General features: G+C 69.9%; 14 protein-coding genes. 7 read left to right on the top strand and 7 right to left on the bottom strand.

What is annotated here, in order from left to right:
* Positions 1–12 precede the first annotated feature (12 nt).
* The 7 genes from FVA80_RS02510 (at position 13) to FVA80_RS02480 (ending at position 6,909) form a co-directional block, all read left to right on the top strand.
* On the top strand, positions 13–639 hold the full coding sequence (locus FVA80_RS02510; RefSeq protein WP_147905665.1) for a 2-hydroxychromene-2-carboxylate isomerase: 627 nt from the start codon (positions 13–15) through the stop codon (positions 637–639).
* A 93-nt stretch (positions 640–732) separates the two neighbouring features.
* Positions 733–1,425, top strand: a complete 693-nt coding sequence (locus FVA80_RS02505) for a DsbA family protein (protein ID WP_147905664.1) — start codon at positions 733–735, stop codon at positions 1,423–1,425.
* A gap of 216 nt (positions 1,426–1,641) precedes the next feature.
* Positions 1,642–2,214: a F0F1 ATP synthase subunit delta gene (locus FVA80_RS02500; RefSeq protein WP_147905663.1), complete on the top strand. Its 573-nt coding sequence runs from the start codon at positions 1,642–1,644 to the stop codon at positions 2,212–2,214.
* 55 nt (positions 2,215–2,269) lie between these two features.
* Positions 2,270–3,805, top strand: coding sequence for a F0F1 ATP synthase subunit alpha (gene atpA, locus FVA80_RS02495; protein ID WP_147905662.1), 1,536 nt, complete (start codon positions 2,270–2,272; stop codon positions 3,803–3,805).
* Positions 3,806–3,967: 162 nt separating this feature from the next.
* Positions 3,968–4,858, top strand: coding sequence for a F0F1 ATP synthase subunit gamma (locus tag FVA80_RS02490; RefSeq protein WP_147905661.1), 891 nt, complete (start codon positions 3,968–3,970; stop codon positions 4,856–4,858).
* A gap of 42 nt (positions 4,859–4,900) precedes the next feature.
* Positions 4,901–6,361 carry a F0F1 ATP synthase subunit beta gene (gene atpD / locus FVA80_RS02485; RefSeq protein ID WP_147854040.1) on the top strand — a complete coding sequence of 487 codons (1,461 nt, stop codon included), beginning with the start codon at positions 4,901–4,903 and terminating at the stop codon, positions 6,359–6,361.
* 146 nt (positions 6,362–6,507) lie between these two features.
* Entirely contained in the window at positions 6,508–6,909 is a 402-nt protein-coding gene (locus tag FVA80_RS02480; protein ID WP_058190458.1) for a F0F1 ATP synthase subunit epsilon, read from the top strand.
* Here the strand turns inward: FVA80_RS02480 and FVA80_RS02475 are convergent.
* The 7 genes from FVA80_RS02475 to hrpB form a co-directional block, all read right to left on the bottom strand.
* Entirely contained in the window at positions 6,899–8,158 is a 1,260-nt protein-coding gene (locus tag FVA80_RS02475) for a CCA tRNA nucleotidyltransferase (RefSeq protein WP_147905660.1), read from the bottom strand. The genes FVA80_RS02480 and FVA80_RS02475 overlap by 11 nt on opposite strands.
* Positions 8,155–8,412, bottom strand: a complete 258-nt coding sequence (locus tag FVA80_RS02470) for a DUF6111 family protein (protein ID WP_147905659.1) — start codon at positions 8,410–8,412, stop codon at positions 8,155–8,157. The genes FVA80_RS02475 and FVA80_RS02470 overlap by 4 nt, the downstream gene beginning before the upstream one ends.
* A 14-nt stretch (positions 8,413–8,426) precedes the next feature.
* Positions 8,427–9,086, bottom strand: coding sequence for a CoA pyrophosphatase (locus FVA80_RS02465; RefSeq protein ID WP_147905658.1), 660 nt, complete (start codon positions 9,084–9,086; stop codon positions 8,427–8,429).
* A complete protein-coding gene (locus FVA80_RS02460) occupies positions 9,083–9,667 on the bottom strand; it encodes a DUF1285 domain-containing protein (protein ID WP_147905657.1) in 585 nt (194 codons plus the stop codon). Before FVA80_RS02460 ends, FVA80_RS02465 begins: the two co-directional genes overlap by 4 nt.
* A 234-nt stretch (positions 9,668–9,901) precedes the next feature.
* Positions 9,902–11,053 (bottom strand): SMP-30/gluconolactonase/LRE family protein, encoded by a 1,152-nt coding sequence (locus FVA80_RS02455; protein WP_246692234.1) that lies wholly within the window; start codon positions 11,051–11,053, stop codon positions 9,902–9,904.
* A 139-nt stretch (positions 11,054–11,192) separates the two neighbouring features.
* Positions 11,193–11,618, bottom strand: coding sequence for a PaaI family thioesterase (locus FVA80_RS02450; RefSeq protein ID WP_147905655.1), 426 nt, complete (start codon positions 11,616–11,618; stop codon positions 11,193–11,195).
* A 47-nt stretch (positions 11,619–11,665) separates the two neighbouring features.
* Positions 11,666–14,122, bottom strand: coding sequence for an ATP-dependent helicase HrpB (gene hrpB, locus FVA80_RS02445; protein WP_147905654.1), 2,457 nt, complete (start codon positions 14,120–14,122; stop codon positions 11,666–11,668).
* Positions 14,123–14,241 lie beyond the last annotated feature (119 nt).

The following is a 14,241-nucleotide window of genomic DNA, read 5'->3' as shown; positions in this document are numbered from 1 at the left end:
GAAGCGAAATCTATGGCGCGCCAGCCAACCTTGGAGTTCTGGTACGAATTCGCCTCCTCGTATTCCTATCTGGCGGCGATGCGGATCGAGGCGGCCGCCGCCGATGCGGGCGTGACCGTGCGCTGGCGGCCGTTCCTGGTCGGGCCGCTCTTCGCGGCGCAGGGCTGGACGACGTCGCCGTTCAACCTCTATCCGGCCAAGGGCAAGAACATGTGGCGCGACGTGGAGCGCGAGGCCGCCCGACTCGGCCTGCCGCCGCTCACCCGTCCGGCCCAGTTTCCGCAGAACAGCCTCAGCGCGGTGCGAGCCGCGGTCTACGGGCACGACCAGGATTGGCTGGTGCCGTTCTCGAAGGCGGTCTTCACCGCGAGCTTCGCCGAAGGGCGCTCCATCGCCGAACCGTCCGCGGTGGTCGAGATCCTCGATTCGCTCGGTCTCGACGGCACCCAGACGGTGCGTGCCGCCGCCGGCGAGGCCAACAAGACCCGGCTCCGGGTCAGCGTCGAGGAGGCGCGGTCCCGCGGCATCTACGGCGCCCCGACCTTCCTGGCCGATGACGGCGAGCTGTTCTGGGGCAACGACCGTCTGGACCAGGCCCTGGCCTGGGCGGTTGGCGACCGCCCGGCCGGGATCCGGTAGGGCGGCGTTCACGAACCGGCATCATCTGTCGGCGCAAGTTCCTGTTCCGGCCCCGCTCCGGCCGAACGATCCCCTCTGTCCCGCACGGATTCCATGGCGCTGTCCCGTCGTCACCTCATCGCCGCCGCGGCCGGCGCGTCCCTGGGCGCCGGGCTCGGGCACGCGGCCGCGCAATCCTACGGCCAGCGCGTCGCGGTGACCGGCGATGATGGCCGGCCGGTCGCGAACTCGATCCTGCCGGGTGAGATCACCGGGCAGATCCCGGACCTGCGCGGGGTCACCTATGCGGGGCCGCGCGAGGCCCAGACCACGCTCTACGAGTTCTTCGACTTCAACTGCCCGTACTGCCGAAAGGCCGCGGCCGATGTGGTGGCGCTGCACGAATCGGATCCGGACCTGCGTGTCGGCCTGGTCAACAATCCGATCCTGTCGCCGCAATCCGCTCAGGCCGCAAAGGTGATGCTGGCCGTCCAGCGCAAGCTCGGCGCTGCGGCGGCCTGGGGATTCTACCGGACGCTGCTGAGCAAGCCCGGTCGCATCGACGGACCCGGCGCCCTGACGGCCGCGGCCGCGCTCGGCATCCCGCAGGTGGACGTCGAGGCGATCGCCGACAGCGAGGAGGTCCGGCTGGCGCTCAAGAGCCAGATGCGGATGGCGGCCGACCTCGGCCTCTACGCGACGCCCTCGTACGTCCTGGGCAACAGCGGGATCCTCGGTCACCCCGGCGCCAACGCCATGGCGAAGATGATCGCCAGCACGCGGCGGTGTGATCGCCTGGCCTGCTGAGGCCGGCTGCGTCACACTTCCGCCGCCGTAGCGCGCAGAGCCGCGCCGGTCCGTGTTGCGTGCGGCCATGCTGGCATGCTAGGCGGTCGCCGCGCCACAAGGGCTGGTCCTGGACCGTTCCCATTGCTGGCGCGATCCCACGTCCCGAACGGTATCCGCACCGTGCTCCCGGCCGGAGCGCGCGGATCGGGCGGGCAACAGAGAAGAGAGCGACGGGTGGCGCAGAACGGTTCCGAGGCTGGTCCCCTGGTCGCAGGCGTGGCGGGCCGGTACGCTTCCGCCCTCTTCGAGCTCGCGCGTGACGAGCGCCAGGTCGACGCAGTCGCCGAAGCACTCAATCAATTCGATGGCCTGCTGAAGGAGAGCGCGGACCTGCGTCGCCTCGTCCGCAGCCCGGCCTTCACCCCCAACGAGCAGGTCGCCGCCATCGGTGCCGTGCTCGACCGCGCCGGGATCGGCAGACTGGCCGGCAACTTCATCCGGCTCGCGGCCTCGAACCGGCGCCTCTTCGCCCTGCCGGGCATGATCCGCGCCTTCCGGTCTCTGGTCCAGGACTCGAGGGGCGTCGTGCGCGCCGAGGTGCGGGTGGCCGAACGGCCGTCCGACGCGCTGATCGAGGAGATCAAGGCGTCCCTGCGCGACATCGCCAAGTCCGACGTGGACGTCGATCTGGTCATCGATCCGAGCCTGATCGGCGGCCTCGTCGTCCGGATGGGCTCGCGCATGATCGACGCGTCCCTGAAGACCAAGCTCAACGGTATCCGCCTCGCGATGCGGGCCGCGCGGTAAGCGCGCCCCCATCCGATCCGAACATGCACTGACGATTTAGCGACAGAGGCCGAGTATGGACATCCGCGCCGCCGAGATCTCCGCGATCCTGAAGGACCAGATCAAGAACTTCGGCGAAGAGGCCGAGGTCTCCGAGGTTGGGCAGGTCCTGTCCGTTGGTGACGGCATCGCCCGCGCCTACGGCCTCGACAACGTCCAGGCCGGTGAGATGGTTGAGTTCGAGTCGGGCGTGCGCGGCATGGCGCTCAACCTCGAGCAGGACAACGTCGGCATCGTGATCTTCGGCTCCGACCGTGAGATCAAGGAAGGCCAGACCGTCAAGCGTACCGGCGCCATCGTGGACGTGCCGGTCGGCAAGGGCCTGCTCGGCCGCGTGGTCGACGGCCTCGGCAACCCGATCGACGGCAAGGGCCCGATCGAGTCCACCGAGCGTCGCCGCGTCGACGTGAAGGCGCCGGGCATTATTCCGCGCAAGTCGGTGCACGAGCCGATGGCCACGGGCCTGAAGGCGATCGACGCCCTCATCCCGGTCGGCCGCGGCCAGCGCGAGCTGATCATCGGCGATCGCCAGACCGGCAAGACCGCCATCGCCCTCGACACCATCCTGAACCAGAAGCCCGGCCACGCCGCCGGCGGCGACGAGAAGGCCAAGCTCTTCTGCATCTACGTGGCCATCGGACAGAAGCGCTCCACGGTCGCCCAGTTCGTGAAGGTGCTCGAGGACCAGGGCGCCCTGGAATACTCGATCGTCATCGCCGCCACCGCCTCGGACGCCGCGCCGATGCAGTTCATCGCGCCGTTCGCCGGCTGCGCCATGGGCGAGTATTTCCGCGACAACGGCATGCACGCCGTGATCGTGTATGACGATCTGTCCAAGCAGGCCGTCGCCTACCGCCAGATGTCGCTGCTGCTGCGCCGCCCGCCGGGCCGTGAGGCTTATCCGGGCGACGTGTTCTACCTCCACAGCCGCCTGCTTGAGCGCGCCGCCAAGATGGGCGACGCCGCCGGCAACGGCTCGCTGACCGCGCTCCCGGTCATCGAGACCCAGGCCAACGACGTCTCGGCCTACATCCCGACCAACGTGATCTCGATCACCGACGGCCAGATCTTCCTCGAGACCGACCTGTTCTACCAGGGCATCCGCCCGGCGGTGAACGTCGGCCTCTCGGTGTCGCGGGTGGGCTCCTCGGCCCAGACCAAGGCGATGAAAAAGGTCGCCGGCAAGATCAAGGGCGAGCTGGCGCAGTACCGCGAGATGGCGGCCTTCGCGCAGTTCGGCTCCGATCTCGACGCCTCGACCCAGCAGCTCCTGAACCGCGGCTCGCGGCTCACCGAGCTCCTGAAGCAGCCGCAATTCTCGCCGCTGAAGATGGAAGAGCAGGTTGCTGTGATCTACGCCGGCGTGAACGGCTACCTGGACAAGCTGCCGGTCAACAAGATCCGCGCGTTCGAGGACAGCCTGCTCAGCACGCTGCGCACGAAGCATCAGGACCTGCTCGGCGCCATCGCCACCTCGAAGGACCTGTCGGACGAGAGCGCCGGCAAGCTGAAGAGCGTGGTTGAGGGCGTGGCCAAGTCGATCGGCAACTGATCCGACACGAACCTTGCGACCTCCCCGCGTACGGTGGGGAGGGACGGGGTTGGACGCCGGTGCTGACCGCACCGTCGGGCGCTTGACCCGGCACCACCCCCACCTTCGGCTCCTTCCCACATGGGGGAGGAGAGGCCCTGGAACGGATCTGGACGCGGCCCGATGGCGAGTTTGAAGGACCTGCGCAACCGCATCACCTCGGTGAAGGCGACGCAGAAGATCACCAAGGCCATGCAGATGGTCGCGGCCGCCAAGCTGCGCCGGGCGCAGATGGCCGCCGAGGCCGGCCGTCCCTTCGCGGAAAAGATGGCCCAGGTGCTCGGCAACCTGGCGGGCAACCTGGTCGGTGGCGTGGGCGCCCCGAAGCTGCTCTCCGGGACCGGCGCCGATCAGACCCATCTTCTGGTCGTCTGCACCGGCGATCGCGGCCTCTGCGGCGCGTTCAACTCCTCGATCGTCCGCTTGGCGGTCCGGGAATACATTCTGAAGCTCACCGCCGAGGGCAAGACCGTCAAGATCATGACGGTCGGCAAGAAGGGCAACGACCAGCTGCGGCGCCTGTATCGCGACCAGATCGTCGAGAGCATGGATATCCGCGGCAACCGCCCGGTGGACTACGAGTTCGCCGCCGAGATCGCCAGCAAGATCCTGACGCGCTTCGAAGCCGGCGAGTTCGACGTCGCGACCCTGTTCTACTCCGAATTCCGGTCGGTGATCTCGCAGATCCCCACCGCGCAGCGGCTGATCCCGGCGGAACTGCCGGCGGTCGATACCTCTGCGAAGGCTGGGATCGGCAACGCCGCGCTGGAATTCGAGCCGTCCGAGGAGGCGATCCTGGAGACGCTCCTGCCGAAGAACCTCACCGTGCAGGTCTATCGGGCGCTCCTGGAGAACGCGGCATCCGAGCAGGGGGCGCGCATGAGCGCCATGGACTCGGCAACCCGCAACGCCGGCGAGATGATCAAGAAGCAGACGCTGATCTACAACCGTACGCGTCAGGCCATGATCACCAAAGAACTCATCGAGATCATCTCGGGCGCGGAAGCTCTCTGAGGCACCGCGACCTGAACGCACAGCTTGAAGGGTAGGTTTACAATGGCGAACACCGCAATCCCCGGCGCCGGCTCCAACAAGGTCGGCAAGATCATCCAGGTCATCGGCCCCGTGGTCGACGTGCAGTTCAGCGACGGCCACCTGCCGGAGATCCTGAACGCCCTGGAAACCAAGAACAACGGCGCCCGCCTCGTTCTCGAAGTCGCCCAGCAGCTCGGCGAGAGCACCGTCCGCTGCGTCGCCATGGACACGTCCGAGGGCCTCACCCGCGGTCAGGAGTGCACGGACACCGGCGAGCCGATCAAGGTTCCGGTGGGCATGAACACCCTCGGCCGGATCATGAACGTCATCGGCGAGCCCATCGACGAGGCTGGCCCGGTGGTGTGTGACACCTACCGCGCCATCCACCAGCCGGCCCCGTCCTACGCCGACCAGTCGACCGAGGCGCAGATCCTGGTGACCGGCATCAAGGTCGTCGACCTGCTCGCCCCCTACGCGAAGGGCGGAAAGATCGGCCTGTTCGGCGGCGCCGGCGTCGGCAAGACCGTGCTGATCATGGAGCTGATCAACAACATCGCGAAGGTGCACTCGGGCTACTCGGTGTTCGCCGGCGTCGGTGAGCGTACGCGTGAGGGCAACGATCTCTACCACGAGATGATCGAGTCCAAGGTGAACCTGGACCCGAAGGAGAATGGCGGCTCGGCCGCGGGCTCCAAGTGCGCCCTGGTCTACGGTCAGATGAACGAGTCGCCCGGCGCCCGCTCGCGGGTCGCGCTCACCGGCCTGACCATCGCGGAGCAGTTCCGCGACGAAGGCCAGGACGTGCTGTTCTTCGTGGACAACATCTTCCGCTTCACGCAGGCCGGTTCCGAGGTGTCGGCGCTTCTCGGCCGCATCCCGTCGGCCGTCGGCTATCAGCCGACGCTCGCCACGGACATGGGCGCGCTGCAGGAGCGCATCACCACAACCAACAAGGGTTCGATCACCTCGGTGCAGGCGATCTACGTGCCGGCCGACGATCTGACCGACCCGGCGCCCGCCGCCTCGTTCGCCCACCTCGACGCCACGACGGTGCTGTCGCGCTCGATCGCCGAGAAGGGCATCTACCCGGCCGTGGATCCGCTGGATTCGACCTCGCGCATGCTGTCGCCGGCCATCCTCGGTGAGGAGCACTACGACGTCGCCCGCCGGGTGCAGCAGACCCTGCAGCGCTACAAGGCGCTCCAGGACATCATCGCGATCCTGGGCATGGACGAGCTGTCCGAGGAGGATAAGCTCACTGTCGCCCGCGCCCGCAAGATCGAGCGCTTCTTCTCGCAGCCCTTCTCGGTGGCCGAGGTGTTCACCGGCTCGCCGGGCGTGCAGGTGCAGTTGGAAGACACCATCAAGGGCTTCAAGGGCCTGGTGAACGGCGACTACGACGACCTGCCGGAGGCTGCCTTCTACATGGTTGGCACGATCGAGCAGGCTCAGGAGAAGGCCAAGAAGCTCAAGGCCGCGTAAGGCCCGCCAATCCCCTCCCCCTCGCGGGGAGGGGCCGGGGTGGGATGGCCGCGGCGAGGCTCGCCGGTGCTGCCCGAACCACCCCACTTCCACCTGCGCCCCACGATGGGGCGGAGAGCGCGTTGCGGTTCCGGGATCGTCCTGAGATGGCCACCTTCCACTTCGATTTCGTCGGCCCCGAGCGGACGCTGTATTCCGGCGAGGTGACGGCCGTTCAGCTCCCCGGCACCGAGGGCGAGATGACTGTGATGCCGGGCCATGCCCCGGTCCTGACGTCCTTGCGGGTCGGCGTCATCGTGATCACCGAGAGCCAGGGCAGCGGCAAACGGATCTACGTCCGCGGCGGCTTCGCGGATATCGGCCCGACCGCCGTGACCGTCCTCGCCGAGCGCGCCGCGCCGATCGAGGAGCTCACCCACGAATCCCTTGACCGGGATATCGAGGCGGCCGAGTTGCAGCGCGACGCCACCGAAGATCTGCAGAAGCGCGAAGATCTGAACGGCCAGATCGTCCAGCTCCAGGAGACCAAGGCGCTCCTCAAGCTCTGAGAGAGAACGCGCGGGCACTCGCCAGCGCGCGCTCCAGCAGCTCGGCCCTCGCCTCGGTATCGGCCGGGCAGCCGCGCTCCAACCAGAGTTCCCGGGCCGCTGCCAATCCACGGCCGATGGCCGGACCTGCCGGGAGGCCCGCGGCCACGAGATCCGCCCCCGCGAGCGGGAAGCGCGGCGCACCGCCTGCACCGCTCAGCGAATCCAGCGCTTGCCGCGCCTCATCCTTCACGACAGGCCGGGGCTCGCCCGACACGATCGTCAGCGTTTCCTTCAGGAGCGGCAGGCCGTGCTCGGCCACGAGCGCCCGGGCCGTGAGTGGGTCGATGTCGGCGCGACCGTGGAGGTCTGCCAGCGCATCCGCGTAGCCGCTGAGCAGCGCGTGCTCCTGCTTTGACAGGCGCAGCCGTTCGCGCAGCCGGTCGGCATCGTGCCGCCCGCCGACCGAGAGGGCCGCGAGGCGCATCACCGGCGAGAGCGCTGCGGCGAACGCCCGATCCAGGCGCCCCAGTTCTGCGACGCCGCCGGTGATCCGCTGAAGGAGCCCGGTGGCGCTCAGGACCGCGACCATTTGGGTGCCGTTGCGGGCAGCCAGCAGTTTCACGAATTCGGCCCGGACCCGCTCGCGGGACAGCCGGTCGAGGGCGTCCCGGGCGGCGACGCAAGCGGCGAGCCCCGCCTGATCAGGAGGGCCGGCGCCAAATCGGGCGTGGAAGCGGAAGAAGCGCAGGATCCGGAGCGCATCCTCGCGGATCCGGGTCCCGGGATCGCCGATGAAGCGCACCCGCCCGGCCTTCAGATCGGCGAGACCGCCGACCGTATCGTGCAGGCGCCCGTCGGCTCCCAGGGAGAGGGCGTTGACGGTGAAGTCGCGCCGCTCGGCATCCCGGGCGAAATCGCCACCGAACCGGACCACCGCATGGCGGCCATCGGTCTCGACATCCTCGCGCAGGGTCGTGACCTCGACCGGCCCGTCCTCGGTCACCAGGGTGACCGTGCCGTGCTCGATCCCGGTGGGCACCGCCTTGAGGCCTTGCGCCTTCCGGGCGGCATCCATCACGGCGTCCGGCAACAGCGTGGTCGTGAGGTCGATGTCGGCGGACGGGCTGCCCAGCAGCGCGTCGCGCACGCAGCCGCCGACCAGGCGGGTCTCGGCGTGCGGAACATCGAGGGCGGCGAGTGCCCGGCGTACGCCCGGCTGGCCCAGCAGGGCCGCGAGCGCGCCGTAATCGAGGGCGGCCTGGCTCACTTGAAGCCGCCCGGCACCAGACGGCCGTTCTCCATATGGGTCGGCACGTAGCCGCCGGCCCTGCGCTCCGAGAACAAGCCCTCGTAGACCAGCGTCCCGATGACGATGGCGAGGCCGGCGAGGACCAGACGGACGAGGTGCGGGTCCCAGTGCACCCGGCGCATCGGGTTGCGGCCCACGAGCACCAGGTAGGCCATGAACAGCACGAACGGGATGAGGAAGAGGCCGAACTCTTCGATGAGGCGGCGCAGCATGATGGTCGGTTGCCTTATCCCGCGGGGTGGGGGCCGGTTTCCGGGTAGAGGCGCTCCCGGAGGTTGTTCAGGATCCCGGCGGTGACGCCCCAGATCAGCCGGTCCTCGAAGGTCAGGGCATAGTACCGGCGGGTGCGTCCCTGCCAGGCCCGCGCCTGCAGAACATAGCGGTCCCGGTCCATCAGCACCGGCATCGGCACCTCGAACACGTCCGCGACCTCGCTGGGGTTCGGCGTGAAGGCGGCGTCGGCCGGGACCACGCCGATCACCGGCGTGACGAGGAACCCGGTGCCGGACAGGTAGGGGTCGAGATAGCCGAGCAGGCGGACCGAGTCGGGTGCGAGCCCGATCTCCTCGTGGGCCTCCCGAAGGGCTGCGTCCGCGGGTCCGGGATCGGCCGGGTCGATCTTGCCGCCCGGCAGCGCGACCTGCCCGGAATGGTCGCGCAGGTTGGCCGCCCGCTGGGTCAGGACCAGCCTCAGGCCGTCCGTCCGGAACACCACCGGCACAAGGACTGCCGCCCGCCGGTGCGGCGGCGGCGGGATCACCGCGCTGCCGTCCGGGTCTAGACTGTGGTCCCCCCGGGGATTCGAGGTCGGGTCGTCCGGGCCCGGTGGGTCCGGGGAGAGGTGGGACGCGGCGCGGGCGAGGAATTCGGCGAGCGGGTCGCTCACGCGGCCTCGGCCGGGGCGATCGTGTGGAAGGTGCCGCCGGCCCAGAGGCCGAGCCAAGGCCGCCCGTCGATCACCCGCTCCTCGGCGAGTTCCACCAGATCGTAGGTGAGCGCGCGGGTGACCAGGGCCGAGAGCCCGCGCCGGACATGAAGATAGGGCTTCAGAGCCCCATCGGGCTCCTGCTCGAAGCGCAAGGCATGTTCCGAATCGACGCTTACGAGATCGTCGACATTGGTCCGGAACGAGATCCGCCGGTCCTCCCCGCCTCCGTCCACCGCCATCTCGACGGCCACGAAGGCGGCGTCGTCCACGGTGATGCCGACGCTCTCCACGGGGGTCACCAGCACCGTCCGCCCATCCGGCTCGCGCCGCAGGATGGAGGCGAACAGCTTCACCATCTTATCCCGGCGGATCGGCGAGCCGTTGTGGTGCCAGGTTCCGTCCGCGGCGATGCGGATGTCGATGGGCCCGCAATAGGGCGGGTTCCATGTCTCGACCGGCGGCAGCCCACGCTTGGGCAGGTCGCCCAAGGCGGCGCCGAGGCGGCTCAGGGTCGGGTCGGGGGCGGGATCCTCACTCATGCCGGTTACAGATAGCGTCCCGGGGGCCCGGCAACCACGGGTGCTTTCCTGCCATCTGCCGCCGTTCGTCGCCGTCATCGTTCATGCGGGCGCCAGGATCCACAGGGCCGAGGGATTTCGATCCGTCGGCCGCATCCCGACGTACGCCGGGGCGTGCGCATCAGGCTCAGGTGGAGAAGGGACATCCAGCCTCATGCGGTTCCGCATCTGGTTGGCGTCGGCCCTCACCCGCGTTCAGGCCGGCCCCGCCCCCTGCGTGTTCACATAGACCGCGTAGAGCGACTGGCTCGCGGTCATGAACAGGCGGTTCCGCTTCGGGCCGCCGAAGGTGAGGTTGTCGCAGACCTCGGGCAGGCGGATGCGGCCGATCAGCTTGCCCTGCGGCGACCACACCGTGACACCGTTGTAGCCGACCGCCCGGCCCGCGTTGCTCGCGACCCAGAGGTTGCCATCGACATCGGCCCGCATGCCGTCCGGTCCGCACTTCACGCCGTCCACGACGCAATCCGAGAACAGCCGCTGGTTCGACAGCTTGGGGCCGTCCCCGACATCGAAGGCGTAGATCTCGCCCTTGCCGCCGGCTCCGGTATCGCCGGGGCCTTTCCCGGTGGAGGACAGGTAGAGCGTCTTGTGGTCGGGCGAGAAGCACAGCCCGTTTGGATTCGGCACCTGCGCGTCCGTCAGGATCTGGTCGATCCGGCCGGTCGGGTCGATGCGGTAGAGCGCGTTGGGGAGCGCGCGCTTGCCGACGGCGATCCCGGCCGCCTGGCCGAGCCGTGGATTGATCCGGCCCTGCGGGTTCGAGGGGCCGCCCGCCTCGTCCGGCATCCCCTCGTACAGGAGACCGCCATAGGGCGGATCCGTGAACCAGTACGATCCGTCGGCGTGCTGCTCGACGTCGTTGGGTGAATTGAACGGCTTGCCGTCGAAGCGGTCGGCCAGGATCGTGGCTGAGCCATCGAGCTCGTAGCGCACCACCCGCCGGGTGATGTGCTCGCAGGAGATCTGGCGGCCCTGGCGATCGAAGGTGTTGCCGTTCGAGTTGTTGCTGCGGCTGCGGAAGACGCCGACATGCCCGTCCTCCTCGAGCCACCGCATCTGGCGGTCGTTCGGGATGTCGCTCCAGATCAGGAAGCGGCCGAGGCTGTTCCATGCCGGCCCCTCCGCCCAAAGTGCGCCGGTCCAGAGGCGGCGGATGGCGCTGTTGGGAACCACGTAGGGGCCGAAGGCCGGATCGACCGTGATGACGTCGGGATCGGTGAAGTAAGTGGTCGGGGCCGCGCCGGGACGAAAGTCGCGGGGCGGGTCGGTCACGGTGCTCGGCGGCTCCGGCTGACCGAGAGCCGCCGTGGTCGAGGCAAGGGCTGCGCCAGCACCGACGAGCATCGCGCGACGGGACGGTCGCGCGAGTCCAGTTCTGACAGCGTCATCCTGTGATTGCCGCATGATAGACCTCCCCGTACGCCGACCGATCGTCGATCTAACTCTTGTCGATCTCGGCAGTATGACTGGGACCGCGTTTCGATCAACCGGGCTTGCGGCGCAGGATCTTCCAAACACCGTCTGCTGTCGCCACCAGGCGTGGGCCTTCGCGTATCTCCCCGCGCATGAAGACCAGGGAGCCGGTGCGCTTCACCACCCCGGGGTGCACGGTGAGCCAGTCGCCGAGGCGGCCGACATCGATGAACTTCATCTCGAGCTGGATCGTCACGCAGTTGGCGCCGTCGGCGGCCCGCATCGCGGTCTCGCCCAGCGCGCGGTCGGCGAAGCTCATCAGCATGCCGCCATGGACCACCCCGATCAGGTTGGCGTGCTTCTGCTCCGCACGGAACGCGTAGGCGCCGTCCGCGGCGCGGACATGGAGCGGGCCGACATGGGCGATGAAACCCTCGTCCTCCACCAGCGCCCAGCCCTCGGATGCAGGATCGAAGGGTGTCGGGTCAGTCGCCATTGCGTCTCGTCCCTCGTGTCGTTGACGGGTATCGGGCCTGCCGAAACTCAGGTGCCACGGGGCTTTGCCCGCCGGGTCGGCGCCTCGGCCAACGGGTCTTCCGGCCAGGGATGGCGCAGGTAGCGCCCGCGCATCTCCGCACGCACCGCCGCCCAGGAACCGCGCCAGAAGCCCGGCAGATCCCGGGTGATCTGAATCGGGCGATGCGCCGGCGACAACAGGTGCAGCACGAGGGGACGGCCGCCCGCGGTGGGATGGCGGTCCAGGCCGAACAATTCCTGCACCCGGACCGCCAGCACAGGCTCGGCCTCGGTGTAGTCGACCGGGATGCGTGAGCCGGTCGGCACCTCGACATGGGTCGGCGCCTCCCCGTCGAGCCGGCCGCGGAGCTGCCAGGGCAGCAGGCCCTGGAGGGCGCCGCCGAGGTCGTCCGGGGTGATCGCCGCGAGGGAGTTGCGTCCGACGAGCGCCGGCGCCAGCCAAGCTGCGGCACTGGCCCCGAGGGCGGCGTCGGAGAGATCCGGCCAGGTCGTATCGCCCTCGGCGGCGTGCAGGAACTGCACGCGGGCCCGCCATTGCGACAGTCCCGGCGTCCAGGGCAGCCGATCGATCCCGAGGCCGACGATGCCGCTGGCGAGGATCTCCGCGGACGCGGTGTCGGCCGGGACAGGCAGCGGCCGCTCTCCGAGGCTGACCGCACCCAGGCGCCGGACCGCTCTGGCCCGCAGGGCGGCGGCCTGCGAATCGAAGGTCACCTCGGTGCGCGCCTCGATCCGGTCGGAGAACAGCCTCTCGATCGCGTCGGCACCGATGGAAGCCGCCGCCAGGATGCGAGCGTTGCCGGCGGCGCCGGCCAAGTCGGCGATGACCAGGTAGGTCTCCCGGGCGAGTGGACTCGCCGGATCGAGTCGGCCGGCGCGGCCGCTCGCCATCACGAACTCGCCCTCCCGTCCCCGGGCTCGGGCGACCCGGTCCGGATAGGCCAGGGCGAGCAGCAGGCCGGCGGCTTCCGGGGCGTAATGTTGCGCGCCGCCAGCGATCCGCGCCCAATTCTCGGCCAGGCGGCGCATATCCGCGGCCCGGGTTCCTCGGTCTCGCCGGAAGCGCTCGACCCGCTCGTCGAGGTCGATGCCGTCGCCGCCCAGCCCACGTTCGACCAGAACTGCCGCGAGATCTGCGGCGGCGCGGGCGTGGCCGGTTCCGGCCGCCGCCGTCACCATCCGGGCGAGCCGGGGCGGCAACGGCAGGGCGCGCAGTCGCGTGCCGACCTCGGTCAGGCGACCGTCGGCGCCGAGCGCCCCGAGGGCGGCCAGCATGGTGCGGGCCTCCGTGAGCGCCGGGGCGGGCGGTGGATCCAGAAAGGCGAGCCTGCCCGGATCGGTCACGCCCCAGGCGGCGCAGTCGAGCAGCAGGCCGGCGAGGTCCGCCGAAAGGATCTCCGGGCGGGTGAACGGCTCCAGCGCGTTGGTGCCGGCCTCCGACCACAGCCGCCAACACAGCCCCGGCTCGGTCCGCCCGGCCCGCCCCCGGCGCTGGTCGACCGAGGCGCGCGACGCCCGGGCGGTGACCAGCCGGGTCAGGCCGAGGCCCGGCTCGTAGACCGGCACGCGGGCCAAGCCGGAATCGACCACGATCCGGACGCCCTCGATGGTCAGCGAGGTCTCGGCGATGCTGGTGGCCAGCACCACCTTGCGGGTACCGGCCGGCGCCGGCGCGACGGCGCGGTCCTGCTCTGCCGGGGTGAGTGCGCCGTAGAGCGGGGCGAGCTGGACCTCCGGCCCGATCTTCGCGGCCAGGATGTCGTGCGTCCGCCGGATCTCGGCCTGTCCCGGAAGGAACACCAGCACCGACCCGGGATCGGCCCGGAGCGCCCGCAGCGTGACCTCGGCCACCGAATCCTCGATCCGCCGGTTCGGGTCGCGCTCGGCGTACCGGGTCTCCACCGGGAAAGCCCGACCCTCGGACGCGACCACGGGGGCGTCGCCGAGCAGCCGCGCGACGCGGGCGCCATCCAGGGTCGCGGACATGACCAAGATCCGCAGATCCTCGCGCAAGCCGCCCTGTGCATCGCACGCGAAGGCTAAGCCCAGATCGGCGTCGAGGGACCGTTCGTGGAATTCGTCGAACAGCACGGCCCCGATGCCCGCGAGCTCCGGATCGTCGAGGATCATGCGGGTGAACACGCCCTCGGTCACCACCTCGATCCGGGTCCGCGCCGAGATCTTCGAGCCGAGCCGCACCCGCAGGCCGACCCGTTCGCCGACCGGCTCGCCCAGGGTCTGCGCCATCCGGGCGGCGGCGGCCCGGGCCGCCAGGCGGCGCGGCTCAAGGAGGATGATCTTACGCCCCTCGAGCCAGGGGGCGTCGAGCAGGTCGAGGGGGACGCGCGTGGTCTTGCCGGCGCCGGGGGGCGCTACCAGCACGGCGGCATTCCGGGCGGATAGCACCCGACGCAGTTCGGGGAGTGCGGCCTCGATCGGCAGCGCGGAGGTTGGACCGGCCATCGCCTCCGCTGATGGCCCGGCCCGGCGCGGGGCGCAACCGCCCGGCGCTCCCCCGTGACGCCGAGGCGCGATCGACACCGATCGGCCGCCCCTGCCCTGGCCGGCGCCGCAGGCCGAGG

The sequence above is a fragment of the Methylobacterium sp. WL1 genome (assembly GCF_008000895.1).
In the GTDB taxonomy this organism is placed as follows: domain Bacteria; phylum Pseudomonadota; class Alphaproteobacteria; order Rhizobiales; family Beijerinckiaceae; genus Methylobacterium.
Note: the sequence above shows the minus strand (reverse complement) of the source record. Positions and strands in the feature narration are given on the sequence as shown.

What these genes read in the sequence shown, in the direction of transcription:
- hrpB (WP_147905654.1), bottom strand. Translation starts at nt 14,122, where the DNA reads ATGGCCGGTCCAACCTCCGCGCTGCCGATCGAGGCCGCACTCCCCGAA.
- FVA80_RS02480 (WP_058190458.1), top strand. Translation starts at nt 6,508, where the DNA reads ATGGCCACCTTCCACTTCGATTTCGTCGGCCCCGAGCGGACGCTGTAT.
- FVA80_RS02450 (WP_147905655.1), bottom strand. Translation starts at nt 11,618, where the DNA reads ATGGCGACTGACCCGACACCCTTCGATCCTGCATCCGAGGGCTGGGCG.
- atpA (WP_147905662.1), top strand. Translation starts at nt 2,270, where the DNA reads ATGGACATCCGCGCCGCCGAGATCTCCGCGATCCTGAAGGACCAGATC.
- FVA80_RS02455 (WP_246692234.1), bottom strand. Translation starts at nt 11,053, where the DNA reads ATGCTCGTCGGTGCTGGCGCAGCCCTTGCCTCGACCACGGCGGCTCTC.
- FVA80_RS02470 (WP_147905659.1), bottom strand. Translation starts at nt 8,412, where the DNA reads ATGCTGCGCCGCCTCATCGAAGAGTTCGGCCTCTTCCTCATCCCGTTC.
- FVA80_RS02505 (WP_147905664.1), top strand. Translation starts at nt 733, where the DNA reads ATGGCGCTGTCCCGTCGTCACCTCATCGCCGCCGCGGCCGGCGCGTCC.
- atpD (WP_147854040.1), top strand. Translation starts at nt 4,901, where the DNA reads ATGGCGAACACCGCAATCCCCGGCGCCGGCTCCAACAAGGTCGGCAAG.
- FVA80_RS02510 (WP_147905665.1), top strand. Translation starts at nt 13, where the DNA reads ATGGCGCGCCAGCCAACCTTGGAGTTCTGGTACGAATTCGCCTCCTCG.
- FVA80_RS02460 (WP_147905657.1), bottom strand. Translation starts at nt 9,667, where the DNA reads ATGAGTGAGGATCCCGCCCCCGACCCGACCCTGAGCCGCCTCGGCGCC.
- FVA80_RS02490 (WP_147905661.1), top strand. Translation starts at nt 3,968, where the DNA reads ATGGCGAGTTTGAAGGACCTGCGCAACCGCATCACCTCGGTGAAGGCG.